The organism is Adlercreutzia mucosicola DSM 19490 (genome assembly GCF_000422625.1).
Taxonomy (GTDB): domain Bacteria; phylum Actinomycetota; class Coriobacteriia; order Coriobacteriales; family Eggerthellaceae; genus Adlercreutzia; species Adlercreutzia mucosicola.
Genome location: NZ_AUGK01000012.1, coordinates 73,413 through 99,521 on the forward strand (window position 1 = coordinate 73,413; position 26,109 = coordinate 99,521).

19 protein-coding genes and 1 tRNA gene are annotated in these 26,109 nt (G+C 64.9%); 1 reads left to right on the forward strand and 19 read right to left on the reverse strand.

Annotation, left to right across the window (positions count from 1 at the left end; all coding sequences use genetic code 11):
- Window positions 1-10 precede the first annotated feature (10 nt).
- The 18 genes from pglX to G503_RS0108150 form a co-directional block, all read right to left on the reverse strand.
- A complete protein-coding gene (gene pglX / locus G503_RS0108065; protein WP_028027181.1) occupies window positions 11-2,584 on the reverse strand; it encodes a BREX-1 system adenine-specific DNA-methyltransferase PglX in 2,574 nt (857 codons plus the stop codon).
- Between the two features lie 14 nt (window positions 2,585-2,598).
- On the reverse strand, window positions 2,599-6,276 hold the full coding sequence (brxC, locus tag G503_RS0108070) for a BREX system P-loop protein BrxC (RefSeq protein ID WP_028027182.1): 3,678 nt from the start codon (window positions 6,274-6,276) through the stop codon (window positions 2,599-2,601).
- 43 nt (window positions 6,277-6,319) lie between these two features.
- Window positions 6,320-6,931 (reverse strand): DUF1788 domain-containing protein, encoded by a 612-nt coding sequence (locus G503_RS0108075; RefSeq protein WP_051191057.1) that lies wholly within the window; start codon window positions 6,929-6,931, stop codon window positions 6,320-6,322.
- A gap of 2 nt (window positions 6,932-6,933) precedes the next feature.
- Window positions 6,934-7,551 (reverse strand): DUF1819 family protein, encoded by a 618-nt coding sequence (locus tag G503_RS0108080; protein ID WP_028027184.1) that lies wholly within the window; start codon window positions 7,549-7,551, stop codon window positions 6,934-6,936.
- A gap of 495 nt (window positions 7,552-8,046) precedes the next feature.
- Window positions 8,047-9,405, reverse strand: a complete 1,359-nt coding sequence (locus tag G503_RS14400; protein ID WP_051191058.1) for an ABC transporter substrate-binding protein — start codon at window positions 9,403-9,405, stop codon at window positions 8,047-8,049.
- A complete protein-coding gene (locus G503_RS0108090) occupies window positions 9,402-11,699 on the reverse strand; it encodes a hybrid sensor histidine kinase/response regulator (RefSeq protein ID WP_051191059.1) in 2,298 nt (765 codons plus the stop codon). Before G503_RS0108090 ends, G503_RS14400 begins: the two co-directional genes overlap by 4 nt.
- 148 nt (window positions 11,700-11,847) lie before the next feature.
- Window positions 11,848-12,789, reverse strand: coding sequence for a ketopantoate reductase family protein (locus tag G503_RS0108095; RefSeq protein ID WP_028027186.1), 942 nt, complete (start codon window positions 12,787-12,789; stop codon window positions 11,848-11,850).
- 3 nt (window positions 12,790-12,792) lie between these two features.
- The gene (gene panD / locus G503_RS0108100) at window positions 12,793-13,191 is read right to left on the reverse strand and encodes an aspartate 1-decarboxylase (RefSeq protein WP_028027187.1); all 399 of its coding nucleotides are present in this window, start codon (window positions 13,189-13,191) and stop codon (window positions 12,793-12,795) included.
- 3 nt (window positions 13,192-13,194) lie between these two features.
- Window positions 13,195-14,046: a pantoate--beta-alanine ligase gene (gene panC, locus G503_RS0108105; RefSeq protein WP_028027188.1), complete on the reverse strand. Its 852-nt coding sequence runs from the start codon at window positions 14,044-14,046 to the stop codon at window positions 13,195-13,197.
- 9 nt (window positions 14,047-14,055) lie between these two features.
- A complete protein-coding gene (gene panB, locus G503_RS0108110) occupies window positions 14,056-14,880 on the reverse strand; it encodes a 3-methyl-2-oxobutanoate hydroxymethyltransferase (RefSeq protein ID WP_028027189.1) in 825 nt (274 codons plus the stop codon).
- Window positions 14,881-15,059: 179 nt separating this feature from the next.
- Window positions 15,060-15,887, reverse strand: coding sequence for a pseudouridine synthase (locus G503_RS0108115; protein WP_028027190.1), 828 nt, complete (start codon window positions 15,885-15,887; stop codon window positions 15,060-15,062).
- 218 nt (window positions 15,888-16,105) lie between these two features.
- Complete coding sequence (gene scpB / locus G503_RS16755; protein WP_028027191.1) at window positions 16,106-17,077, reverse strand: SMC-Scp complex subunit ScpB; 972 nt, start codon at window positions 17,075-17,077, stop codon at window positions 16,106-16,108.
- A 42-nt stretch (window positions 17,078-17,119) separates the two neighbouring features.
- Complete coding sequence (locus G503_RS0108125; RefSeq protein WP_028027192.1) at window positions 17,120-17,911, reverse strand: segregation and condensation protein A; 792 nt, start codon at window positions 17,909-17,911, stop codon at window positions 17,120-17,122.
- 9 nt (window positions 17,912-17,920) lie between these two features.
- Complete coding sequence (locus tag G503_RS0108130) at window positions 17,921-18,598, reverse strand: site-2 protease family protein (RefSeq protein WP_028027193.1); 678 nt, start codon at window positions 18,596-18,598, stop codon at window positions 17,921-17,923.
- Between the two features lie 81 nt (window positions 18,599-18,679).
- Window positions 18,680-19,141 carry a tRNA (cytidine(34)-2'-O)-methyltransferase gene (locus G503_RS0108135; RefSeq protein WP_028027194.1) on the reverse strand — a complete coding sequence of 154 codons (462 nt, stop codon included), beginning with the start codon at window positions 19,139-19,141 and terminating at the stop codon, window positions 18,680-18,682.
- Window positions 19,142-19,300: 159 nt separating this feature from the next.
- Entirely contained in the window at window positions 19,301-21,475 is a 2,175-nt protein-coding gene (locus G503_RS0108140) for an ABC-F family ATP-binding cassette domain-containing protein (RefSeq protein WP_028027195.1), read from the reverse strand.
- Window positions 21,472-22,581, reverse strand: coding sequence for a Fic family protein (locus G503_RS14405; protein WP_051191060.1), 1,110 nt, complete (start codon window positions 22,579-22,581; stop codon window positions 21,472-21,474). The genes G503_RS0108140 and G503_RS14405 overlap by 4 nt, the downstream gene beginning before the upstream one ends.
- Before the next feature lie 65 nt (window positions 22,582-22,646).
- A tRNA-Val gene (locus G503_RS0108150) sits at window positions 22,647-22,721 on the reverse strand.
- 134 nt (window positions 22,722-22,855) lie between these two features.
- Between G503_RS0108150 and trpS the strand changes: the two genes are divergently transcribed.
- Window positions 22,856-23,914 carry a tryptophan--tRNA ligase gene (gene trpS / locus G503_RS0108155; protein ID WP_257483021.1) on the forward strand — a complete coding sequence of 353 codons (1,059 nt, stop codon included), beginning with the start codon at window positions 22,856-22,858 and terminating at the stop codon, window positions 23,912-23,914.
- A gap of 125 nt (window positions 23,915-24,039) precedes the next feature.
- On the opposite strand, the gene G503_RS0108160 is transcribed toward trpS, so the two are convergent.
- Complete coding sequence (locus tag G503_RS0108160; protein ID WP_028027197.1) at window positions 24,040-26,088, reverse strand: cation:proton antiporter; 2,049 nt, start codon at window positions 26,086-26,088, stop codon at window positions 24,040-24,042.
- Between the last annotated feature and the right edge of the window lie 21 nt (window positions 26,089-26,109).

Here is a 26,109-nt window from a genome sequence, read left to right on the forward strand (position 1 = left end):
TATCGCCTTCCTAAACCATCGGATGTTTTCCGAAAGCCCGTGACAGCTCAAAACTATCCCAGTTCGATTCAACCAACTCGATGCATTTTCTTGGAACTGTCTTTGTTCGCAAAAGAGAGAGGTCCTCAAAAAAAGGAATTGCCAGCACGTCGGAAACCGTTGTGTTCAATGTAGGGTTTATTTGTCTAAGCATAACCTCGGCTACAGATGAATTTAGTAGCGCCAAGATGCCATCCTGCTCAATGCCCCTTGCCACCCTGACCGTCGGAGAACCCGAGCTAAACCCATAGCCGCTCCTTTTCAATCGGAAGCTCGTCCTGTCGGAAGTAATAAGACCCCAGCAAATTGCTTCCGTCTCATTAAAACCATCTTTAGGCATTCCGCCGTGAGCAGAATAAAACTCTTTAGCACCGTCTGACCAATCGACAAGTTCGTAATCTAAACCCGACCATCGAGAAAAACCCCCTCCGTTGGCGTACGGCAGCCACCTTAATCCAATAGAGCCAAAAGATACCTCCCACCATTTTCTAATAAAAGCATCGTTGCCATGCGTTTTAGTTCTCCCTCCTGACTCGCACACACCTGCTAGGGAAGGCCCGCAAAATGCCTCCAACATTGCATCGCTGGCCCAGTAGGCTATGGGGGTGCCGGGGATGGATTTGAAGGAGTCGGAGGAGCGGCGGTACAGTCCATGATGGGACATTGGAAACTCGATCGGAACACCTTGTTTGTTTAAGTCTGCATACTCTACACGAGTATAGCTGCCAGGTATCACGGATTTCGCATTCTTAAACACCGTGGCGCTCGTGTTGAAGGCAATGCGCATCACCATGTGATTCATGTATACGAGAGATGCTATTGACTTCTCTGACAACATACGTTCGCGTAATTTCTCGTAACTACCCAAGAACATCCAGGACTCCATGGTGACCATGGCCGAATAGCCCTCGGGCTTCGCAAGGGTGAAGCCGCGTTCGATGAAGCAGGTGCAGAGGTCGCGCTTGCTGTCGGGGTAGCGCTTCTTTACCCAGTTGGCGAGCCATTTGTCCATGTTGGACGAGCCCATGTAGGGCGGGTTGGCGATCACGGCGTCGTAGGTTTCCGCCAAAGGCTCGCAGTTGGCGAGCATCTGGGTAACGGCGGCATGGGGATGGTAGGCCAGAAGAACGCCGCCGGCCTCGCGGGCGTCCAACTCGTCGTCGGCTTGCTCCAGAGCGGCAAGATCCTCGGGCTCGGGCACAAACAGGCTGCCGCACTCCCCCATGTGGGCCATGGCATCCAGCAGCGCCGTGCGCTCGGCCAGGTAGGGCATCTCCTCCAGCTCCTCCTCGGCGAGCTCGGCCGGCTTCAAGCACACGATACGGGCACTCACCTTGTCGGCGCGGCGCAGGAAGCGGGAATCCCATTCGCAGGCGGTCATGGCCAGGGCGAACGAGGCCATCTGGGCCGCACGGGGGTCAATCTCGCACCCGGTGAGGTTGTTCTGCAGGATGAGGCGCGGGATGTCGCGGCGCACGTGGCCCGCCTCCTCATATATGGCAGCCAGCAACTTGAAAGCATACACGAGAATGTGGCCGGAGCCGCAAGCGGGATCGATGACCTTGATAGCCTCGGGAGTTGAAGCGGGATGGGAGGGACGGCCGAAGCCGTCCCCTACGGGCCCAGTCGGGGCGGCGCTCGGGGCGGCCCCTTCTTCCCGTACAGCATCCAAAGCCCCTTCTGCGCCCAGATCGTCGGGAATGTAGTAGGGCATCTGCTCGGTCAGGCGGGAATCGGGGTGAGCCTGCATCCACAAACGTCCGAGGGAGTTCTCGGTCAGATAGCGCACGATCCAATGGGGCGTGAACAGCTGGGTGGCCGGCGCTATGGCGCCCGCATCGGCCTTCTTCCCCTTCTTGAAGCTGGCGAACACCTCGTCCTTGCGCTCGCTGACGTAGTACTGGTACATCCAGCCGACGATTTCCACGCCCTCGCGCCAATCCTCTTCGGGAATATCGTCCACTAGGCGCTGAACCACGCTGCCGCGGCGCAAGAGCCCCTCGGGCAGCAACAGCTCCATGGCGGCGCCCACGGGCTCGAACACGTCGGGCAGACAGGTAGCAAGCTCGCGGCACTGGGCCAGGAACAGGTAGCGGAACAGCTTCTCGTCATCGGAAGCCGCCACCAGGGCGGAAACTTGGGCGGCATCGAGGCCCTCGATGGGCACGTCCAGCGCCTCGCGCAGCACCTGCGGGGCGAAGGAGCCGTCCTCGGCCGACAGCATGCGCACATGGCTGGGCAAACGGTCGTTCAGCTCCATGAAGCGAATGGCGATCAGGCGATTGAACCAGGTGTAGGCGGCCGCATCGACAAGGGCCTGGTAGGCCTCGCCGTAGCCCGCTCCGTCAGCGGGCCCTAGACGGCGAATGAGATCGGCCCGCTGGCGGCGCTCCACCACCGAAAGGGGGCGTCCGGAAACGACATCGGCCGATGCCAGATCGTAGCCGTTCTCGCGAATGCCGAAGCGAGCGGCCTGCAGGGCAACCTGGGCCATCAGCTCGCGCCGGGCCCACATGCAGAAGTTCTTGATGGCGGTATCGTTCACGACAGCCCCTTTCCCTAGCGCACGCTGACCGAATCGTGGTCGGCCAGGGCGGCGATGAGCTTCTTGCGGATGTCGGCCACATAGGCGTCGATGTCCGCCTCGGATGAAAGGCGCACGGCGCGGCACAGATCGCGGCGCTCGATGGTCTTGGCGTGGGGGCGGCGCGGCGCGGCGGACTCCTCGGCTCCAGCCCCCTGCTCGGGATGGCACGGCGCCGGCACCGCTCCCGGAGCGGGCTTCCTGATCGTCACGCCCTCCTCCCGGCGAGTGCGCATGGCCTGCTCGCGGGCGGCGGCCTCGTGGGCTTTCGCTATGACGCCGTCAATGGAATTGAGCTTCTCGCTGCGCCAACGATCCAGCTGGGCGGCAAGGGCATCCAGCTGGGCGCGGGTGGTGGCGGCAACAGCCTGGCTCTTCCGCGCGGCCAGCTCGCGATCGATGTCATCCATGAGTCCGGAGGGCATATCGACGCCCGCGTCCCCGGCATAGTCGCGAATCTCGCCCAAGACCACTTCCATGGTGTCCAGAAGATCGGACCGACCCACGCGCAGCACATCCTCATGGGCCCGGCGCACGGCATCGCCCAAGGCCGACAGCTCGCTCATACGGCCGTAGGGCGCGGGATCGCGCAGAATGGCCGCCATGTCCTCCAGAGCCTGGCGGGCCTCAGCGGAGCCCAAGAGATAGGCGCTCTCGCCCGCCATGGCCTCGCACATCTTGGCGGCGTCGTCGAACAGGCGCTGCTGGTTCGGGAAGAAGCCCAGCACCCGCTCGGCATCCTCCGACCAGTCGAGCAGCTCGTCCTCGGCGTCGGCGAACGCCTTTAGGAAAGCCACCTCGTCGGCCTGGCTCTTGAGAATCTCGCTGACCAGGTGCAGCCCCTGCTCCACGACGGCGCGACCGGGATAGTCCCGCCGCTCGTACTCGTTGGTGAGCAGCTCGCGGGTACGGTTCTGCCGGCCCTCCAGATACTCGCGCACCGCACGAGTGAGACCGTCGATGTCCTCGGGAGCGGCAGAGGCACCGGGCAGCTCGCGCAAAAGCGCCCGGGCGCTGCCCGTCAGCGCGGCGGAGGGCAGCTGGCGCTTCTTGATCTCCAGGCTATCGGCGCCCTTGTTCCCAAGATTATCGACAATGCGCTTGCGCTCGGCCGGATCCTGGGGGTTCAGCACCTTGCCGGCAAGGCGCGCCTGGACCCGCCCTTCAAAAAGCAGCCGCGCCACCACGGCGGCCACGTCTACCTCGCGCCAGCCGAAGGGACGGCCGCCGAACTTGCGCTGCAGCTCGCCCATGGTGGTGTCCACATGGAGGCGGTTCTGGTTCTCAAGGTACGTCTCGACCTCTTCCACGGCACGCTCGTTGGCGCCGTCGGTGCCGGCCAGGGTCCCCTGGGCCGTGCCGGCCAGCACGGCGACGACATCGGCGGCGCCGTCGGCCGGCGCCGTAATGTAGCCGGCCTTCGTGAACACCGAGTTCACCAGCTCGTCCAGAGCGCCATCAAGCGTCGCCTTCACCGTGCGGCCGCCGAGCGCCCGGCGCTCCACCATGCGCCCGTTCACGGCCACGCGCGCCTCGCCGATGGCCTCTTCCAGATACTGGTTGGCCTCTTTGCGGTTGCGGTTGGCCTCGGCCTGCTTCCCCTTGATGATGTCCTGCTTGCTGGCCGGCAGCGCGGGCACGTTCTGGGTGTTCACGTACTTCTTGATGCGGGCCGCGTTCAGCAGCGCCTCGAAATAGCGGTCGTCGGCCTCGGGCAGCACCACGAGCGCCTGGTCGGCGGATTTCAGCGCCAGGGTGCCGTCATCGGCCTGGGACAGCTCGGGCTGCCCCACCGTAACGATATTCAGCTTCATGCCGCCTTGGGGCGCACCGTAGATGGTATCGTCCACGAAGCGGTCGAAGGGGAAGTCGTTGGCGCCCTTGCGGTACTTATGCGAGGTGTACAGCCCGTCGAAGACGATCTTCTTGATCTCCTCGGTAATGGCCGCCACGTCCACCCGCGTATCCCTGATCTCGCGCGCCACATCCTGCTCCTCGTCGGTGAGGAAGTGGTAGGCGTCGCCGTTGCGAGCCACGTAGTTCTCGCGCACCAGGCGGTCGAGCGAGCCCTTCACCGTATCGCGCAGCACGATTTTGTCCGCGGCCATGTCGTCCACCATGAGGATGGCGATGTTGCCCACGGTGGGCTTGATGTCCCTGATGTAGCGAATGAGGTAGAGGGTCTTCAGCACCTCCACATCGGCGGGCACGAGCCCCGCAGCGCCCTCGGCGGCGCGGGCGGCCCGCTCGATCACCTGGCGGATGCCGTGCTCGAGGAAGGTGGCGATGGTGTCGTAGAAGCGCCACAGGGGCACAAGCGCCGTGTTCGGCGCGTCCTGCACCTTCTGGGCCGCCTCCTGGAAGCCCGAGAGCATGGATCGCTCGCCGCCGGAAAGATGCTTGCCGGAATTGCCGTGCCTGCGAATTTCCGCGAGCACGCTCGGCATGATCTTGAACTGGTAGTCGGCGAAGGGGTAGGTTTCCACGAAGTCGACCGGCCCCACGTAGCCGCGCAGGTCGGACTGGCTCTCCTCGAAGGTGAACAGGTTCTTCAGCACGGCGGCCTGCTCGTCGTACTCGGCGGCCAGCAGCGCCCGGGCGGCGTCGGTCTTCTCCAGCACGCGGCGCTTGATGACCTCATCCACGCTGGAGGACGACAGCGACAGCCGTGTGCTGAAGCGACCCTGGATCTTCGAGAAGTCGTTGCCGGCCACTTTAGTGATCTCGTCGATGGCCTCCTGGCTCGTGACCATGACCCACACCCGGCCCGACCCCTTGGCGCCCAGATCCTCCACGAGGGTCTGCAGGTTCAGCATGAGGTTCACGTCGCTGCCGATGAACTGGCCCACCTCGTCCACCATGAACAGCAGGCGGAACGCCCCACCGCACTCCCCGGCGCGCCGGTCGGCATAGGCGACGATCTGCTCGGTGAGCTCATCGGGGGAAATGACCGCCCGCTCCGATCCGTCGAACCAGTGCTGGGCCGCCTCGCGGCTCATACCGAGCACCTCCTGCATCACCTCGACGATGTCGTCCTCGAAGAACTCGTAGTTGGCGCGGTCGGCCAGCCAGTCGCCGCCGTTCACGCGAGCGAAGGCGGCGCGGAACTCATCGGTCTTCCCCTGGCTTTCCACGAACTGCTCCATGCGGGCGAGCTTCAGGTCCTCGCCGTAGAAGCCGAGGTGCTCGTAGAACACACGGGCGAAGGCGAGCAAAAGGGCCGTCTTCGCCTCGGAGCCGCCCTTCCAGTGGCCGCCCTTGGAGTCGATGTTGAACAGGATGGACTCCGTGGGCACGGCGGCGGCGCGGCGCATGCGGGAGTAGACCATGGGGTCGGCCACCTTGCCGTCGAAGTAGTCGACGGCGGCAACACCGCCCACCTCGCGGTTGGCCAAAAGGTAGCTGAGCATCTTCAGGAAGTGCGACTTGCCGCTGCCGAAGAAACCGGAGACCCACACGCCCACCTTGTCCGTGGGCACGTCGATGGCCCGGTCGTAGGCCTCGAAGAAATCGGCGAAATGGCGCTGCAGCTCGTTGGTGACGACGTACTCCGAGAGCTCCTGCTCGATGGAGGCCGTATCGTCCTGGGCCACTTTGATGACGCCGTTGATGGACCGATTGATATCCTTGGCGAACAAGTTCTTGATCTGCACGGGCTTGCTTCCTTCCTCAGAGTTCCCCATAGATTCGCCGCGATCAGACCAAGCTGAAGGCGCGGTAATAGTTGCCGTCCTCCAAACCCCGGCCTTCCGCGCCCGCGAACAGGCGCATGGCCGAGCCGTCGTAGCAGCCGGGATAGGCCACTACCAGCGGAATGTCGGAGAACAGATGCTGGATGTTGTCGAGCAGGGCATGGGTGCGCAAAAGCGGGTACACCTCGCCCACTCCCGTGATAAGCAGCACGTCGCCCGGTTCATGGGGGCCGTAGTCGAGGGCCTGGGCGAAGGCGTCGGTAGAGGCGGTCTTGCGCAGCTGGTCGAGCAGGGCCGTAGTGCCGCGCTTGGCCTCCATGCGCGGGATGGCATCGGCGATGCGGCGCTCGTCGCAGATGCCGAGCAAAAGATCGTAGAGGTTGCGCTCCACCAGGCGGCAGGGCAGCGTGCCGGCCTCGCTCTCGTGAACGAGACGCGCGGCAAGGTCGCGCACCTCGAGCTCCAGGGCCGGGTCGTAGCAGAACAGGTAGATGCCCACCTCGTTGCCAAGGCCGCGATTCGCGAGGAAATCGGGGTCGGCAAGCCGCTCGCGCAGAACGGCCTCGCGCCGGGCGAGGTCTTCGCGAGCCTGCTGCAAGAGGGACGAAGAGGTCATGGCTACAGCACCTCCATCACGTTGAAGGCGGGCAGCCAGCGCTGATCGCCATTGCGGTATATGGCATCTCTCAGGCAGGGATCCATAGCGAAGGGCAGCAGCTCTTCGCTGCGCGGCGCGGGCACGTACCCCGCTTCGTAGAGCGCCTCTGCCAGCACGCCGCCGATACGTCGCACCGTGCTCTCGCTCCACGAAGCGGCCTCGGCATGATCGACCTGGTAGCGGGTGAGGAACCCGTTGATATCGGCGCGGGTGATCGCGTAGTCCAGCGTACGAAAACGCGGGGCTATCTCCTCATTCATAAAAGCGGCCATAAGCGGATAGACGCGCATCATGGCATACAGGTTGATCTGCGCTGAGCGCTCCTTCGGGCCTCGAGCAGCCAAGCCCACCAGACCTTCGTCGTTAAGTGACTCCAGGCGCAGCATCATCGTGCGGGCAACGCGACCAGCTTCGCGCGTCGTAGGGTACTGGAAGATGTTGTCGGCCACGGCGCGACGGACGATCTCGTCGCCGGGAACGCCGTCGAAGCGAAGACTGGCGACCATGCGCAGCTCGCGCAGCATGAAGTGTTCCCGCGAAAGCGACCCGTCCTTGCGCTTACCATCCCGTGCCGTCATGCGATCCCCCTAGCCAGGTGCATTCCTTTCCCAAGGTAATTTTGACGGCGCATTCCGAAAAATCGTTGCGCAACAAGGTGCATGGGGAAAATGATCGCGCTGAGATGGCAAAGCTTCATGAAGGGGCAGGTAGAGGTCTTTACCTGCACAGGAACGAGACAGGAAGCGAGACCCTTGAAGTGGACCGCGAAGAAAGAGAACAGGCATAAGAAAAAGTGCCGACCGACACTTTGTGCTAACTCATGCAGCGAGGGATGCTCAGAAACGAGCACCCCCCCCCCGCAGCATTAATTCGGGGGTAGGCACGATGCTCCTTAGTGACAGCACGTTCACGCAGGGTGACGCGCGAATTTCTCTCTCAGAGATAGTACCACAAGAACCCGGCCGAGACGCTCGCTGCGGACAACCAATCGGCGATGGCTGGGACCTGCCCCACCTCCTCCGCGATCCTCGTGCGCACAATCGGATTTGAGGCCCGGGCCGCGCCCCGCTCCCCTACTCGTGCAACCGGCTTTGGGCCCAGCCCTCGTCGATGGCGGCGTTGCAGCGCTCATCGAGGGCGGCGGCGCACTCTTCGGGCGTTACCTTGCCCATGAGCAAATCGCGGATGCAGAGGTGGAAGGCCTCGCGCACGGCCAGGGTGTCGGGGGTGTCGCCGGTGAAGTCCACCACATTGCCGATGTTGCCGACGAACAGGTCGTAGGCGGGAATGGCGTCGCCGTAGCGCTCGGCCACGCGGTTCGATGCCGGCAGGGCCCCGGCGGCGAAGTCGAGCCAGCGATCGCTGCCGTAGACGAAGGAGATGAAGTCCTTCGCCACCTGCACGGACGCCTCATCGCCGTTGTCGAACACCTGGAAACCCGAGACGAAGGTGGTGGCGCAGCCGTCCTCGTCGGGCCCGGGGAAGTTCACGAGCCCCACCGTGTCGCCATAGCGGGTAATGGAGGCGTTGTTCACCATGTAGATGGCCAGCTGGCCGGCGCGAAACAGGCTGGAGCAGTCCTCGATCTCCAGGTTCTCGGCGTGGGGCGGGAACCACCCGCGGCCCACCCCCTCCTGAATCCAGCGCAGAGCCGCCACGCCCTCGGGCCGCGAGAGGGCGAAATGCCCCGTCTCGTCGTAGAAGGACGAGCCCGCCGAGCGCAGCAGCGTCATGATATGGGTGTCGCCCTGGGACGAGGCGGCGTACATCATCAGCGGGAAGGTGCCCGGGGGCAGCTCGGCGGCCAGGGTATCCAGGATATGGGTCCACTCATCCAGCGACCAAGCGGTGATGCGCCCCTCGGCGATGAAGCGGTCAAGACCCGCCCGGCGAAACAGCTCCTTGCTGTAGCCGAGCACATTCTGCCGCGCCAGGTAGGGCATCAGGTACACGCGGCCTTCCACGGTGCTGGCGTCCCACAGGTAATCGGACACATCGGCGCGCAGGTCGGGCGCGATGATGTCGTCCAGCGGCACCACGCGCCCGGTATGAACATAGGTGGACGTGTTGAAGTAATCGCCGTAGAGCACGTCGGGTGCCTTGTCGGTATCGAAGGAGTCGGTCACGGCCTCGTCGTACTGGTTCTGCTCGAATACGATGACCTCCACCTTCACGGGACGACCCTCGTAGTGTGCCTCGAAGTCGGCGGCCATGGCCTCGATGACGGTCTCAACCTGGGTGATGCTCTCGTCGAACACCACACTGTGACCGGTGCGCGGCACCTTCACCACGAGGTGCACGGGCTCTTCCCTCGATGGCGCGCAAGCATGCAGCCCCGCCGCGGCGCAGGCCCCCAGCGCCGTTGCGGCCACGAAACCGCGCCGGGTCAGGAAACGATCCGTCCAATGGACTCGGCGGCCCGTCTCGCTCATGACAGCCCCTTTCGCACGGCCTCCAACTTCTGCAGCATGAGCCCCACGTTCAGGGGCTTGGGCAGGAAATCGTCCATACCCGCATCTAAGGCCCGGCGGCGGTCCTCCTCGAACGTGGAGGCGGTACAGGCGAAGATGAGCACCGTGCCCGCATCGTCGCGGGGCAGATCGCGGATGGCCCGGGCCGCCGCGTAGCCGTCCATAACCGGCATCTGGGCATCCATGAAGATGGCGGCGAAGTGTCCCGCCGCCGACGCCTCGAAGGCGGCCACGGCCTCGGCGCCGTTGCAGGCCACCGTGACTGCGAAGCCCTCCTCGGTGAGGATGCTCGCGATGATGTCGGCGTTCAGCTCGTTGTCCTCGGCCACGAGGATCTCCACCGGTGCGCTCGAGACCGGCTCAGACGCCTCGGCGGCCGCCAGCTCGCCTGTCGTTGCATCCGCACCCTCGGCCGCGACAGCTCTCACGTTCGCAGAATCGGCATCCGCTCCCCCAGCGGCAGCTTCCCCAACCGCGAGCGCCGCGCCCGCCGCCTCCGCGCGGGCCGCCTCTTCCGCAGAAGGCTCCCCAGCCGCCTGCCCCGCAGCCCCCTCAGCCGCTGTGTCGTCGCAGCGGGCCAGATCCAGGGGTAGGGGCAGCTTCACCGTGAAGCAGGATCCCTCGCCCAGCGTGCTTTCCACCGTCAGGGTGCCGCCCATCTGCTGCACCAGCAGATAGCTGATGGACATGCCGAGCCCGGTGCCCTTCTGGGACTCGCTGTTGCTGTTGCGCTCCTGGGTGAACACGTCGAAGATCTGCCGCTGGAATTCCGGCGTCATGCCGCAGCCGGTATCGGCAACGGCAATGGTCAGCTGGGCCTCGCGCCCCGACGCGGCCACGAACTCGCTCGCCATCAGCGTGATGGTGCCGCCCTCGGGGGTGAACTTCACGGCGTTGGACAGGATGTTCATGAGCACCTGGCTGATGCGCACCTCGTCGCCCACCAGATACGGGCGGCTCACCCCGTCGCAATTCCGCTCGAAGCGAATGCCGCGCACCTCAACGGGCTCGCGCTGCATGGCGCACACGTTCTCGATCATCCCGATCGCGTCGAAGGGCTCGTGGACGAGCGTCACCTTCCCCGCCTGCAGCTTCGACACGTCCAAGATGTCGTTCACGAGCGAGAGCAGGTACTGGGCCGCCTTGCCGAGCCGGCTCACGTAGCCGGCCATGGCCTCCCTGTCGTCGATATGGCGTTCCATCAGGTGGTTCAGGCCGATGATGCCGTTTAAGGGCGTGCGGATCTCGTGGCTCATGTTGGAGAGGAACTCGGTGCGGGCGGCCACTTCGGCCCGGGCGCGCGCCGATTGGCGCACGAAGCGCAGGATGAGGGCCATCATGATGCCCACCACCACGAGGGTGGCCGTGATCATGCCCACCGTAAGGGCCATGAACGGGGCGAAGCGCTCGGCGAACACCTCGGTGGGCACGGCCATGATGAACGACCAGGCAGTGCCCTCCACCGGCGCGAAGGACATGACGAGCCGCTCCCCTTCCCCGGTCGTGCAGTTGATGACGAAGCTGGCCCCCTCGGCGATGTTGCGGCGCACGTCCTCGATGGTGACGCCGCCCTCGATGGAGCCGGATTCCAGCATGGCGTAGAAGTTGTCGCGGCCGGCCAGGTCGGTGGCGGGGCTGGCGCTGACGATGTAGTACCCCTCGGCGTCCACCACGCTGGAGACACCCTGGTCGCCGAAGCTCTCGATGACGAGCTGGTTGGAAATGGCCGACAGGTCGCTACGGCCGAGCAGCCCCACGAAGGTGTGCTCGCCGATGCGCAGGTTGTCCAGATCGACGCCGAAGATGAGCGACTCCTTGGTGGTTTCCAAGCGCCCCATCTCGTCGTCGTACAGCGTGGCGAAATGGCCGCGCTCTCCCCTGAGCAGCTCATCGTAGCTGTGCTCGTCGGCATCCAGCACGAGATAGGAGCTGCTGTAGAGAACGCCCTGGTCGTCGATGAGGTACAAGGCGTTGAACAAATTAGACGAGGCGGCTTCCAAATTCAGCTGCTCCTGGGCCTCGTGCACGTCGCGCACCTCGTAGACCCCCATGCGCTTGACCACCGCGTCCAACCGCCCGTAGGCGTCATCCAAGGCACCCTCGATGGTCTCCACGTCATGGCGGGAAATCTCGTCCACCGAGGTCATGAGGTTGTTGCTCACCGTGGCCGACAGCTGCGCCAGATACACACAGGCGGCCCCCGTGATCAGCAGCACCGTTACGGCCACGATGGCGATGTACTTTCCTCGGTTCACGGGCATCCTCTTGTCCGGCTGATGACGTTTTCCCAACGACAGTGTAACACTGAACGGCCGCGGGCTCAAAGGACGGCCAGGTGAGAGAGGAAGGCAACGGGGCCGTCCCTCGGCGGAGCGGCCCCGTTGAGAAGATGCGGGCGCTTCTCTACCAGCTCGCTTCCAGCGCCTTGATGGCAGCGTAGAAGCGCTCGTTCACCGGCGTGGGAATGCCGTGGGCGGCGCCGAGGCGGTTGATGGTGCCGCTGAACAGCTCCACCTCAGTGGGTCGGCGGGCCAGCACATCCTGGCGCAGGGAGGGCATGCCCGCTGGGTTTAAGTGGTCGATGATGTCGAGCCAATAGGCCACGTCCGCATCGGTGAGGTCCACGCCCTCGGCCCGGCCCACCGCGGCCACCTCCCCCATGGCCCCGATCATGGCCTCGCGGGCCTCGCCGGGGGCGTGGATGCCGTCAAAGCAGCAGTCGTACACCGCGCAGGCCTGGTTCACCCCCACGTTGCAGATGAGCTTGCCCCACAGCTGGTGGCGGATATCCTTAGGGCAGATGAATGGCTGGTCAATGGCGGAAAGCCAGGCGGTCACCCGCGCGAGGTTCGCCTGCTGGGCAGCGCTGGCACCGTCGCGCACGCCCAGGGCGAGCACCCCCACGCAGCCGGCGGTGACCACCGGGCCCACCTTGCGGGAGTCCATCTGCTGGGCCACGCACAGAAGCACCCGATCCCACCCGAAGCGCTCGGCGAGCACCTCCTCGCTCGTCACCCCGTTGAGCACCGAGATGATGGCGGTGTCAGGCCCCACGAGCGGCGCCGACTGCTCCATGGCCTCGGCCAGGGCGCCGTACTTCACCGCGTAGAGCACCACGTCGAAGGGGGTCTCGGCGGCCTGGGCGGCGGCCTCGACATAGGTCAGATAGGTGGCGGCGATGGGCTCGCCGTTGAAGATAGTGGGTTCGGCGCGATACGCCGCCGTGCGGGGCGCATCGGCCACGACGAACACGCCGTCGGCCCCCATGGCGCGCCCGAAGCACCCGGCATACATCGCCCCGAGCGACCCGAACCCTACGATGGCGACGCGCTTGATCTCGTCCATGGCCTACTCCATATCTTCCAAGCGACCGTGCTTCTCATAGCGGGTCACCCGGGCAATATGGTTGTCGTCGTCCACGAATACCACGCGCGGGGCGTTGGCGGGCTCGGCGAACTCCTCGGGGGTCATGCTCGCGTAGGCCATGATGATCACCTTATGGCCCAGTTCAACGCAGTGGGCCGCGGCGCCGTTCACACAGATCATGCCGCTGCCGGGCTCGCCGGCGATCACATAGGTCTCGAAGCGGTTGCCGTTGTCGATGTCCACCACCTGCACGCGCTCGTACTCCAGGATACCGGCCGCCTCGGCGAGCGCCGTATCGATGGTGATGGAACCCACGTAGTCCAACTCGGCCTGCACGACGGTGGCGCGGTGGATCTTGCCCTTCAGCACATTCAGCAGCACGGGTTACTCCCCTTCCTCGTACAGGAAATTGTCGATGAGGCGCGTGGAGCCGATGTAGACGGCCATGGCGATCAGGGCCGAGGCACTGATGCGGTCGGTCGGCTGCATGGTGGCGCCGTCCACCACCTCGATGTAGTCGATGCGGGCAAGCGGTTCGGCTTCCACAATGGCCGCCATAAGGGCGCGCAGGGCCGCCCTGTCGCGCTCGCCGGCGGCCACGGCCGCCTCGCCGGCGCGGATGGCCCGGGACAGCACGAGGGCCGCCTGGCGCTCCTCGGGCGACAGGTAGGCGTTGCGCGAGCTTTTGGCCAGACCGTCCTCTTCGCGCACGATGGGACAACCCACCACGGCCACGTTCATGTTCAGGTCGGCCACCATGCGCTTGATGATGGCCAGCTGCTGGGCGTCCTTCTGACCGAAGAAGGCCCGGTCGGGCTGGACGATGTTGAACAGCTTCGTCACCACGGTGCACACGCCGCGGAAGTGCCCCGGACGCGAGGCGCCGCACAGGGCGTGGGTCAGCGTCTCCATGACCACGTAGGTGTTGTGGGCCGGCAGATACATCTCCTCGGCCGTGGGATGGAACACCGCGTCCACCCCATGGGCATCGCAGATGGCGCCGTCGCGATCGATGTCGCGGGGATAGGCGTCGAAGTCCTCGTCGGGCCCGAACTGCAGCGGGTTCACGAACACCGACACCACCACGCGGTCGCAGGCAGCGCGGGCCGCATCCATCAGGCTCTCGTGGCCGGCGTGGAGCGACCCCATGGTGGGAACGAGCCCCACGGTGAGCCCCGCGGCCTTCCAAGCGGCGATTCGGGCCTTCATGGACCCAACGGTTTCGATGATCTCCATGGTGGCCTCCTACAGGTTCTCGAGCACGCCGTCGGGCGCGGCGTAGCAGTGCTCGGGGGCAGGGAACGTGCCGTCCTTCACGCAGCGGTCGTACTCGGCGTAGGCGCCCCTCATGACCTCGCCTACCTCGGCGAAGCGGCGCACGAACTTCGGCGTGAAGTCGGTGAAGGTGCCCAGCATGTCCTGGTTCACGAGCACCTGGCCGTCGCAGCCGGCCCCGGCCCCGATGCCGATGGTGGGGATGGTCAGCTCGGCCGACACGCGCGCGGCCAGCTCGGCGGGAATGGCCTCCAGCACCACGGCGAAGGCGCCGGCCTCTTCCACGGCATGGGCGTCTTCGAGCAGCTTGCGGGCGGAATCGGCGGTCTTGCCCTGCACCTTGAAGCCGCCGAGCGCATTGATACCCTGGGGTGTGAGCCCGATGTGGGCGCATACGGGAATCTGGGCGGCCACGATGGCGCGGATGCGGTCGGCCACCTCCACGCCGCCCTCCAGCTTCACAGCGTTGGCGCGCCCCTCCTTCATGAGGCGGCCGGCGTTCACCACCGCGTCGTAGACGCTCGCCTGATAGGACATGAAGGGCATGTCGATGACCACGAGGGCCCGCTTCGTGCCCCGGGCCACGGCCGCGCCGTGATGGATCATGTCCTCCATGGTGACCGACACGGTGTCGCCCAAGCCCAGCATCACGTTGCCGAGGGAGTCGCCGACGAGGATGGAGTCGATGCCAGCCTCGTCCACGAGCCGCGCCGTGGTGTAGTCGTAGGCGGTGATCATCGAGATCTTCTCGCCCTTTTGCTTCATGGATAGGAATGTAGAAACCGTAACGCTCACGAGCGCCTCCTTTGCGATCCTGCCGCCCGAGACTCTGTTCCCGGTGCAGCGGTATCCTTCACTGGCGCGTATTATAGGCGCGCGACGACCGCGGGCGGCGCACAAAATTGACGATTCCCATCAGAATTGTCGATAACGGCGGCCGAAATGTCGATGGAGGGACGGCGCGCCCGAGCCCCCTAGGACGCGAGGGCCGTGAGAGCCGCCACTTCCTCCTCCGTGAGGGCACGGGCCGTGCCCCGGGGCAGGCCTCCCAGGCTCAAGGGGCCGAAAGCCTCGCGGTGCAGGGCGATCACGGGATGGCCCACGGCCTGCAGCATGCGGCGCACCTGGCGCTTGCGGCCCTCGCGCAGCTGCACCTCCACATAGGCACCGCCGCCCTCCAAAACGCTGCGGGCACGCTTGCCGCCATGGCGCGCGCCATGGCCGCTGGCCCCCTCGCCCTGGCCGATGAGCTGGGCGGCGCGGGCGGCCTCGTCGCCGGCCAACACGCGCACGCCGGCCGGCTGGGTCATGCCGTCGTCGAGCCGCACGCCGCGACGCAGGCGCTCGACCGCATCCTCGGCAGGCACCCCTTCCACAAGGGCCAGATAGGTCTTGGTCACATGGCGACGTGGGTGCAAAAGCCCGTGGCCCAGGGCGCCATCGGTGGTGAACAGCAGCAGCCCCGTGGTGTCGGCGTCCAGGCGCCCCACCGGGAACAGGGCCGGATGGGCCGCGATCTCGTCGGCCATGAGCGCAGCGGCGGTGGGCCGGCCCGCCGGATCGCTCATGGTGGTCACGTAGCCGGCCGGCTTGTGCAGCATGAAGGTGACGGTTTCCTCGGGCAGGCGCACCACATTGCCGTCCACGGCCACGACAGCGGCGTCGGCGTCCACTTTCGCGCCCATCTCCGCCACCACGGCGCCGTTCACGGTCACCCGGCCGGCAGCGATGATCTCCTCCGCATGGCGCCGCGAGGCGACCCCGGCCCGCGCGAGGAACTTCTGGAGGCGCATTTCAGCCATGGAGGCACACCGCCTTCGGGCACGGTAGCGCTCCCTTTTGCGCAACAAACTCCGATAGGAAGACATCTGCGCGCGCCGTTCGACCGCGAAGCAACCGATCCCGAAGCAACGAGGGCACATATTCCCTGGTGGCGGTTAGCCTAAGATGACTCTTCACGAGGCCCCCTGTCTTCCTATCGGAGTTTGTTGCGCAAAAGCGCCGCCGAGCAGTACCGGCCCTATTCGTCATCGGTTTCGAAGGTGAGGGAGTCGAAGTCGATCTTGTCCACCACGCCCAGGGTGGAGGCGATGGCTGCGGCGAACATCGCCTTGGCGGCGGGATCGGCGTCCCCCCGGGGGCGCGGGGCGACATCGACATGCGGTGCGGCATCCGCGGCAGCACCGGCCTCGACCACCTGCTCGGCCGCATCCTCGCTCGCGCCCTCCCCCGCCGTCACCTCGCCGGCGGCGCGCTCGGCGGCCAGGGCCTCGGTCAGGCTCGCGGCGGCCGCATCCAAGCCGAGATAAGCCTCCTCGTCGAAGAGCAGCGCCTCGCCGTCGCCCTCGGCCGCATCCTCGCCCAACAGGGCGCGGGCCATGCCGCGGGCCTGCTCATCGGATACCGTCGCGTCCTCGCGCGTGGCGCTCAGGCGCTCGGTGATCAAGCGGCGCGTTTCCTCATCGGGAGCGAAGTCGGCCAGATCGGGCAGGTCGGCGGGGCTTCGCAGGCCGAACTTCTCCAAAAAGCCGCGGGTAGTGCCGTACAGGGTGGGGTTGCCCGGCGTATCGGCGGTGCCTATCTCGCGCACAAGCCCCTTCTCCACGAGCGAGTTGATAGGGCTGTCGGAATTCACCCCGCGCACCGCCGCCACCCCGGCGCGGGTCACGGGCTGGGTGTAGGCCACGATGGCCAGCGTCTCCATGGCCGCCGCCGACAGCTTGCGGGTGTCCCAGGACAGCACGTACTTCTCGATGAGCTCGTGGTAGGCTGGATGGGTGAACAGGCGCCAGCCACCGGCCACCTCGCGCAGCTGGATGCCGGCGCCGTCGCGCTCCAGCTTCTCGCGCAGGGCCACGCAGGCCTCCTCCACGCGGCCGGGCTCGCATTCCAGCATCTCGGCCAGGGTGATGGTGCCCACCGGCTCGTCGGTCACGAACAGCATGGCCTCGATGGCCCCTACCAGCTGGCTTTCCTGCAATCCCTCGAACATCCTTCTTCCCTTCGTTTTCGCGCGGGGTCCCGCAAGGCGCCCTTAAGCCTCGCCCACCGAGGTCAGCGCGTCGTCGCCTTCCAGATTCAGCTCGCCAGAGCCTTCGATGTAGTCGATGGCGATATCCCCGAAGGCCTCGTCCTGGGCCAGGCGCACCATCACGCGCTTGTACAGCTCCAAGATGGCTAGAAACGTGACCACGATCACGTCCTTGGGCGTCTCGGGCCCCACCAACTCCGAGAACCGCAGGTGCTTGCGGTTGCGAATGCGCTGGTGGATGGCGCGCACGTGCACCTCCACGGGGATGGGCTTGGCGGCAATGTGCTCGCTTTCCAGCAGGAACACCTCGCGCCGAGCGAGCGCGGCGGCGGCCTGGTAGGCCAGGGCGTCCACCGAGACGCCGGCCAGAAAATCGGGCATGAGCCCGAGAAACGTCGCGTCGGGACCGAAGGGGCGCGTGTGCATGCGCCCCTCGGCGATGAAGCGGTTGTGCAGCACCGCCGCGGCGTTCTTGTACTTCTTGTACTCCATAAGCCGCTCGACCAGGATGTCGCGGGCCTCGGAGGGTGCCAGCTCGGCGAACTCGTCGTCGAGCTCGGTGCGCTCGCGCGGGATAAGGCTCTCGGCTTTGATCTCGAGCAGCGTGGAGGCCACGAGCAGAAAGTCGCTCGCCACGTCCAGATCGAGGGTGTCCATGCGCGACACCTCGGCGAGGTACTGGTCGGCAATCTCGGTGATGGAGATGGCGCCAATATCCACCTTCTGACGACTGACCAGGTACAACAGCAGGTCGAAGGGACCCTCGAAGCTATCGATGCGAACCTTGTAGGACATGGGCAGCGCCTAGTAGATGGCGAAGGGGAACAACAGGTTGGCGAGATTGCCCGCCGTCGCCCCCAGATACCACGAGAACGGGTTGAAGTGGAACAAGTACGGGAACAGCACGATCACGATCATGAACACCGGGAAGGCGTACTGCTGGATCTGATAGTACTTCGGCAGGTACTTCGCCGGCAGCAGGATGGCGAAGATGGACGAGCCGTCCAGCGGCGGGATGGGCAGCAGGTTGAAGAACATGAGGAACAGATTCACCAGCGCGAAGGTGGGCAGGAACATCAGATAGAAGTAGGCGAACAGCTCGTTGTCCACCAGGCCGTTCAGAGCCGGCTGGTACAGCGCCCAGGCCACACCGGCCGCCAGCACCGCCATGGCCAGATTGGCCGCCGGACCAGCGAGGCCCACGATCACGTCGTCGCGGCGGGGGTCTTTGAAGTAGCGCGGGTTGTAGGGCACGGGCTTGGCGTAGCCGAACACGGGCATGTTCATGAACATGAGCATGGCGGGCAGCAGAACCGTGCCGAAGGGATCGATGTGCTTGAGCGGGTTCAGCGACAACCGTCCGCGGCTCTTCGCCGTGGGATCGCCCAGCTTCCAGGCAGCAAAGCCGTGGGCCACCTCGTGCAGCACGAGGGCGGGAATGAAGCTCAGCACCGAGCAGATGATGTAAGGTATGCTAATCATAGCGTCACAGTGTATCCCAAGCGCCGCCTACTGCCCGCGCGACAGACGCGAACCCACAGAAACCGCCGATGAGAGGAAACCTTAAGAAAGGTCGGGGAAGCCCTGCTGGCGCAAGGCTTCGTACGTTGCGACGGCTACGGCGTTGGAGACGTTCAGCGAATCGAGGCCCTCACGCATGGGAATGCGCACGCACTCATCGGCGAACCGCTCGATGAGGGCCGTATCAAGCCCACGGCTCTCGCGGCCGAACAGCAGAAACGCATCAGGCCCATAGGGCACCTCCGCATAGGTGCGCGACGCGGCGCCGGTGAACAGGTGCAGCTCGTCTTCCCCGTGGGCCTCCAGAAACGCCCCGAGATAGGGCCATCGCACGATGTCCACGTCGTTCCAGTAGTTGCACCCGGCCCGCTTCAGGTTCTTCTCCGTCGGCCGAAACCCCATGGGCTCGATGAGGTGCAGCCGGCTCCCCGTGCACGCGCACGTTCGCGCAATGTTCCCCGCATTCTGGGGAATCTCCGGTTCAACCAATACGATGTTCAGCATCTCTCTACCTCAACCTAGTCAACGTGTAGAGGGATACGGGGTGGTGCTCACCAAGCGAGTTCCGCAGCGAACGAAACAGTCCAGTGGACCGTTTCGCCGAGCGAGGACTGTCTGAGCGACTGAGCATTACCCCGTAGCCCGACCTCGAGGAGCTGCAAATCACGCTTGCTCCTGCTGACGCGCCATTTCCGCTTCCAGCTCCTCGGTGAGCGTGAACCACTCCTCCTCGGCGGCGGCCAGACGCTGCTTCAGCTTCGCGTGCTCGGCGATGGCGTCGGATGAGGCGTCCTCGTTCACGTAGAAGGCCGGGTCGGCCATGAGGGCCAAGAGCTCCTCCATGCGGGCATTGTCGCGCTCCATCTGCTCGTCGAGCGCCGCGATGCGCTTGCGGTGGTTCTTCAGGGCGGCATAGGCGCGGTTGCGAGCCTCGGCCTCGCGGCGCTTCTGCTCCTTGGTCTTGGGCGCGCTGCCCTTCGGCGCTGTGAGCTGCACCTCGCCCCCGCCCGCCGTACCGGCCGCCGCCGCGGCCGACGCAGCCCCGCCGCGGGCCGACGCGGCGCTAGGAGCAGCCGCGTTGCCCCCGTCGCGGTCGCGGCGCCGGTTCACAGTGATCTTCGTGGGCGCAGCGCCGCCGGGCGCGCGCTTCTCGGGGGCGGCGGCGCTCCCCTTTCCGTGGATACCCCCGTCAGAGAGGGCCTCGTCCACCAGCGTGCGGTCGGCGCTCGCGTCGCCTTCCAGCTGCCCCGACTTGTACAGGTAGTAGTCGTAGTCGCCGTCGTAGTTAGTGATGCGACCATCCTTCACCTCCACGATGCGGTTGGCCACCCCGCGGATGAGGTGCCGGTCGTGAGTGATGAACAGGATGGTGCCCTCGAAGTGGCGCAGGGCCTGCTCCAGGATGTCAGCCGACGAGATATCCAGGTGGTTCGTGGGCTCGTCCAGGCACAGCAGGGGCTTGGGCGCCACGAGCATCTTCGCCAGGGCGAGCCGGCCCTTCTCGCCGCCCGAGAGCACGCCCACCTTCTTCTCCACGGCATCCCCCGTGAACAGGAAGGCGCCGAGCAGGCTGCGCACCTGGGAGATGGACCAGCCGGGCGCGGCGTGGTCCAGTTCCTCGAAGACGGTGTTGCCCGCGTGCAACTCCTCCAGCTGGTGCTGGGCGTAGTAGGTCAGATCCACATTCACGCCGTAGTCGATGGTGCCCCCGTCGGGCTTCTCCACCCCCGCGATCATCTTCAAAAGCGTGGACTTGCCCGCGCCGTTGGGCCCCACGAGCGCAACCTTGTCGCCGCGGTACATCGTGAAGTCCACCCCGTCGTAGACCGTATGCTTGCCGTAGCGCTTCACGAGGTTCCGGGCCCGCACCACCTCGTCGCCGGTGCGCGGCGGCTGCACGAAGTTGAAGTGCACGGTCTTCTTCTCCTCGGGAATGATCGGCAGCGTCTCCTTGATCTTCTCGATGCGGCGTTCCCGCTCCTGGGCCTGCTTGGCCTTGGTGGCCTTGTAGCGGAAGCGGTCGACGAAGGCCTGGAGGTGTGCGATCTCCTCTAGCTGCTTGGCGCGCTCGGCCCGCAAGCGCTCCAGGCGCTCCTCGCGCATGACGAGGTACTTCGAGTAGTTGCCCTTGTACAGGTTCACCTGGCCGTTATCGATCTCGGCCACGCGGTCCACCATATTGTCCATGAAGGCGCGGTCGTGGGACACCACGATGACGGTGCCCGCATAGCCGCGCAGAAAGCCCTCGAGCCACTTCACCGACTCCAAGTCCAGATGGTTGGTGGGCTCGTCGAGCAGCAGCACCTCTGGGTTGCGGATGAGCAGCTTCGCGAGCGCGATACGCATCTGCCAGCCGCCGGAGAACTCGGTGGTGGAGCGGGCCATGTCCCCCTCGGTGAACCCGAGGCCGAACAGCACGCTGCGCACCTTCGATTCCAGGGAGTAGCCGCCGAGCATCTCGTAGGCGTCCCGCGCCCGCCCCACGGCCGCCAGCTGCGCCTCGGTGGGAGCAGGCCCCAGCTCGGCCTCCAGCTTGTGCAAACGCTGCTCGGCTGCAAGCACCTCGGTCTGGGACGAGATGACCTCCTCGGAGACGGGCAAGTCCCCCATCTCGATGGCCTCCTGCTCCAGGTAGCCCACCCGAGCCCCCTTGGCGAACAGCACGCGGCCCTCATCCGGGTCGTCCTCACCGGAGATGATGTTCAGAAGCGTGGTCTTCCCCGCCCCGTTGGGGCCCACAAGCGCCAGCCGATCGTATTCCTCCAACCGGAACGTCACGTCGTGGAACAACGTGCGCCCGCCGGAGGATTTGGAAAGATGTTCAGTTTGCAGGATCATAGGTGCTTCTTTCGGTATTTCTGAAGCCGGCTGTTCGGCTTGTCGGGAACAGTGCGCTCAACCAGGCCAGCCTCAAGCGCCGGGTTCACGTAGTTCTGCATAATGTTCTTCCGGTCGGAAAGGCCCAATCGGTCGGTTATTTCTCGCAAGGATACTTCCTCTTCCCCCAGAATCGCAAGAAGCTGTCCGACTTGGGGGGCGACTTGGGGGGCGACTTGGGGGGCGACTTGGGGGGTAGCATCTTCAGGCTCGTCAACCAACCGCTCGGAATCCGCCCAGTCGATATGCAGATACCGATTCCGCAGCTCGTGGCACTCACCCAAAAGCGCGTTCTCGAAAAACTGCTCGAGGTACCGGCTCGTCTCGTATACGCCCTTGTCGATGTTCGTGTAATTGGCTCTCACAAGAGCGTTGCGGAAATACCACGAGTTGGCGGCGAAAGGCTCGTTGCCCACCTCGATTCCCATAGAGTTCAAATACTTGATGATGAAGACGGCGGTCGCACGGGTGTTTCCCTCGCAGAAAGGATGAATCTGCCAAATACCCGACACAAAGGAAGCCACATGATGGGTCACCTCCCGTTTCGTAAGCCCCCGATAGGAGAAGCGCCTCTCCTGGTCGAAGTCGTATTCGACGGTTTCGGGAATGGTATGCCAGGAAGCATAGCGCACCGTATCGCCCTTCAGCACCCACTCCTTCTTCGTCATATTACCCTTGCGGTAGGCTCCTGCACCTTTTACCAGACCCTTGAACAGACGCCCGTGGATCGACTTCCATTCTGCAGGCGAGAAGGTGAACGACCCTTCTCCTAATATCATGGCAATGCGGGACGAGACGACGTCCGCCTCCTCGTTCTCCAGCTCCCCATGGGTGCGCTCGTTGCGCCGATCATAATAGGCCGCGATACGCTTCTGCACTTGCTCGATGGTCAAACCACCCTCGATGTGCTCTCGCGCCGTGGCGAGCAGATACTTCGAGGGTGTCAGCCCATCCACCGCTTGAAGGCCGATCGCGCACGACCAATCCCTGCTCTTCTTGGCTTGGCCAGGCTCGCCTTCGCGGATGTAGGCCTCCAGTTCGAAGGCCCAGGGCTTCGGATCGGTCATGGCGGCAGCCCCTCCCTCGGCGCGCGGACACAAAAAGGCCCCTCCGTAGAGGGGCCTGTGAGTTATGGTGGTCGCTACAGGATTTGAACCTGTGACCCCCGCCGTGTGAAGGCGATGCTCTCCCGCTGAGCCAAGCGACCGGATCGTGTGCAACTCACTGAGTGACTTGCGACGGGTAAACATAATACACAGGTTCCGAGCGTCGCGCAAGGGGTAATCTTGTATACTACCCCTAGATATTCACAATTCCATCGCAAAGGAGAAGAAAGCACCGATGGCGAGCGATATGACCAGCGAGACCTTCCTCGCTTCCAAGAAGATCAGCGACGAAATCAACGCCGATCTGCCCCTGCATCCCGAGAAGTACACCATGCTGTCGGGCGACCGGCCCACCGGGCGCCTGCATATGGGCCACTACTTCGGCACTATCAAGGAGCGCGTGGCCCACCAGAACATGGGCATTCGCACGAACATCATCATCGCCGACTACCAGGTCATCACCGACCGCGATACCACGGCCAACATCGCCGACAACGTGCACAACATGGTCATCGACTATTTGGCCTGCGGGGTCGATCCGGAGAAGACCGTCATCTTCACCCATTCGGCCGTTCCGGCCCTCAACCAGCTCATGCTCCCCTTCCTGTCGCTGGTAACCGAGGCCGAGCTGATGCGCAACCCCACGGTGAAGGCCGAGCAGGAGGCCTCGGGCCACGCGCTCACGGGGCTTCTGCTCAGCTACCCGGTGCACCAGGCCTGCGACATCCTGTTCTGCAAGGGCAACATCGTGCCCGTGGGCAAAGACCAGCTGCCCCACATCGAGCAGACGCGCCTCATCGCCCGCCGCTTCAACGAGCGCTACGGCCGCATATTCCCCGAGCCCCACGGCCTTCTGACCGCGGCCGTGGAGATTCCCGGCCTCGACGGCCGCAAGATGTCGAAGAGCTACGGCAATGCCATCGCCCTGTCGGCCACCGAGGAGGAGACGGCCAAGCTCATCAAGAAGAGCCAGACCGACTCCGAGCGCATGATCACCTTCGACAAGGAGAACCGCCCCGGCGTGTCGGCCCTGCTCACCACCGCTGCGCTCACCACGGGCCGCACCGAGGAGGATATCGCCGCCGAGATCGGCAATGACGGCGCAGGGGCGCTGAAGCGCTATGTGACCGAGGCGGTGAACAGCTATCTGGCCCCCATCCGCGAGCGCCGCCGCGAGCTGGAGGGCAAGCCGGAGCTGGTGCGCGAGATCCTGCACGAGGGCAACCGCCGCGCCAACGAGATGGCGAATGCCACCCTCGATGAGGTGCGCGAGGCCATGGGCATGGTGTACTAGCCGCAAAGACGCGAAAGTCCGCCGCACCGCCCCTTGCACGACGAAAGCCCGCGAGGTGTCTCGCGGGCTTTTTGCGTGAGAGAGAAGCCGTGGGCGGACTAGAAGCCGCCCTTCCAGATCCTCCCCTACACCGTGTCGTCCAGATCCATCTGCATGAGCTGGACGCTCTCGCGCATGCGCTGGGCATGGGCGCGGGAGAGGCGCTCGTCCTCGTAGGCGTCCTGAATCTGCTCCAATTCGTAAGCGTAGGCCTTCCGCTTGATAGCGACAGCCAAATCGTCCACCTCGATCACCGAGGTCACCGACGGACGGGCGCTGTGGAGGGCCGCCACCGAGCGCTGGTACTCCACGAGCAGCGTGGCGGCATCCTCGGTGGGCACCTGGCTTGAGGCCACAGCCTCCTCCAGATGCTCGATGGCATAAGTGCGCGTGGCCGTCTGCAGCCACCGCATATCCTCGGCGCGCTCGCCCAGAGCCGTATTGCCCGGCAGCTCCCGCAACACCGCTCGCAGGCCCCGATGCCACAAAGCCCGGAAGCGGTCGTTCCAGCGCCGCAGCCGCCCCCGCCCGCGCCCGTGCTCGAGAAGGTCCATCATCTGCTCAAGACGCCCCATATAGCGATAGGCCACCACACCGGATACCACGCCGCGCTCCATCAGCTCCATGGCCCGATCGTACTCCCATTCGAGCGCCTTCAAGCGCAAAGCCACGTTGAGCTCGTCCTCAATGCCGTTGTTGGCCTTGATCCGCGCAAGGCGGTCGTTGTAGGAGCGAATGACCGCTTGGGTTTCAGCGCGGTTCTCCTTGGTCTGCTGGGCCGTGAGCATCTCGATGACCTGACGCATGATGTCCATCGTGGTGGCCGCATCCTGATTGATACGGCGCAGCTCGTCCTCGCCCTCGTCGCGCTTGGGCGCCAGAAGCGGCACCACGTAGGTAGCCAGCAGCAATGTGCACACGATAACGCCGCAGGCTAAGAAGATCAGCAGGTCGCGCTGGGGAAAGGGTACGCGGTAGGCCAGGTCGGGATAGACGATCTGCAGCGGGATGGAGAACATGATGGACAGGGTGATGGTGCCCTTGGCGCCCGCAAACGTGGTGATAAGGGCGCTGCGCACGTCCTTCTTCACGAAGCGGCGCTTCTCGACCCGGCGCACGTGCACGTAGTCCATGACGACCACCCACAGAAAGCGGGTGCCCAGAAGCAGCGCCGTGATACCCAGCACCAGCAGGATGAGGATGCCGTTGTCGATGCGCGTGCTATCCCAGGTGTCGTGCATGGCGTTGGGCAGCTGGGTGCCCAACATCACGAACACGATGCCGTTCAGGGCATAGGTCAGCACGTGCCACACGCTGCCCGACACGATATTCATGCGCGATACCGTGGGCCCGATGACCCCCTTGGGCGACGTGACGTTGATGAGGCCGGCCACCACCACGGCGATAACGCCGCTCACGTGGAAGGCCTGGGACACCAGATAGATGAGAAAGGGGATGAGCACCTCGAACAGCACGTGGAAGTTGGTGTTCTCCACGCCGATGGAACGGGCCGTCTTCACGACCCAGTTGCCCAAAAGGCCCAGAACCACGCCGAACAGAAGGCCGCCGACGAACTCCACGAGGAAGTCGGAGCTAGCCCCCATCAGCGAGAAGGTACCGGTGATGACGGCGCTGATGGCGAACTGGAAGGACACGATGCCCGAGGCGTCGTTCAGCAGCAGCTCGCCCTTCAGCATGCTGGCCTGGCGCGGGGGGATGTCCACCGACTTGGAGAGCGACGAGACGGCCACGGCGTCGGTGGGCCCCAGGGCCGCCCCTAAGGCGAAGGCGGCAGCCAGGGGAATGGAGGGCACGATAGCGTTCACCGCGAAGCCGATGACCAGCGCCGTGGCGACCACCAGCCCGATGGCCAGCGACAGCACGGGCTTGCGCTCGCGCCACAGGGCCACCTTGTCGGCGTGCTTGGCCTCGTCGTAGAGCAACGGGGCGATGAACAGCACCAAGAACAGCTCGGGGTCGAGGGTCACCTCCACATCACCGCCGGCGACGATGGCGATGACCAGGCCCAGCGCGATCTGGATGAGGGGCAGCGAGACGCGGGGAATGATCTGGTCAAGCAGGGAAGACACGAGCACGGCCGCCAGCAGCAGCAAGCTGAGGGTCAGGGCTTCCATGGATGGGATTCCTCTCGTTCG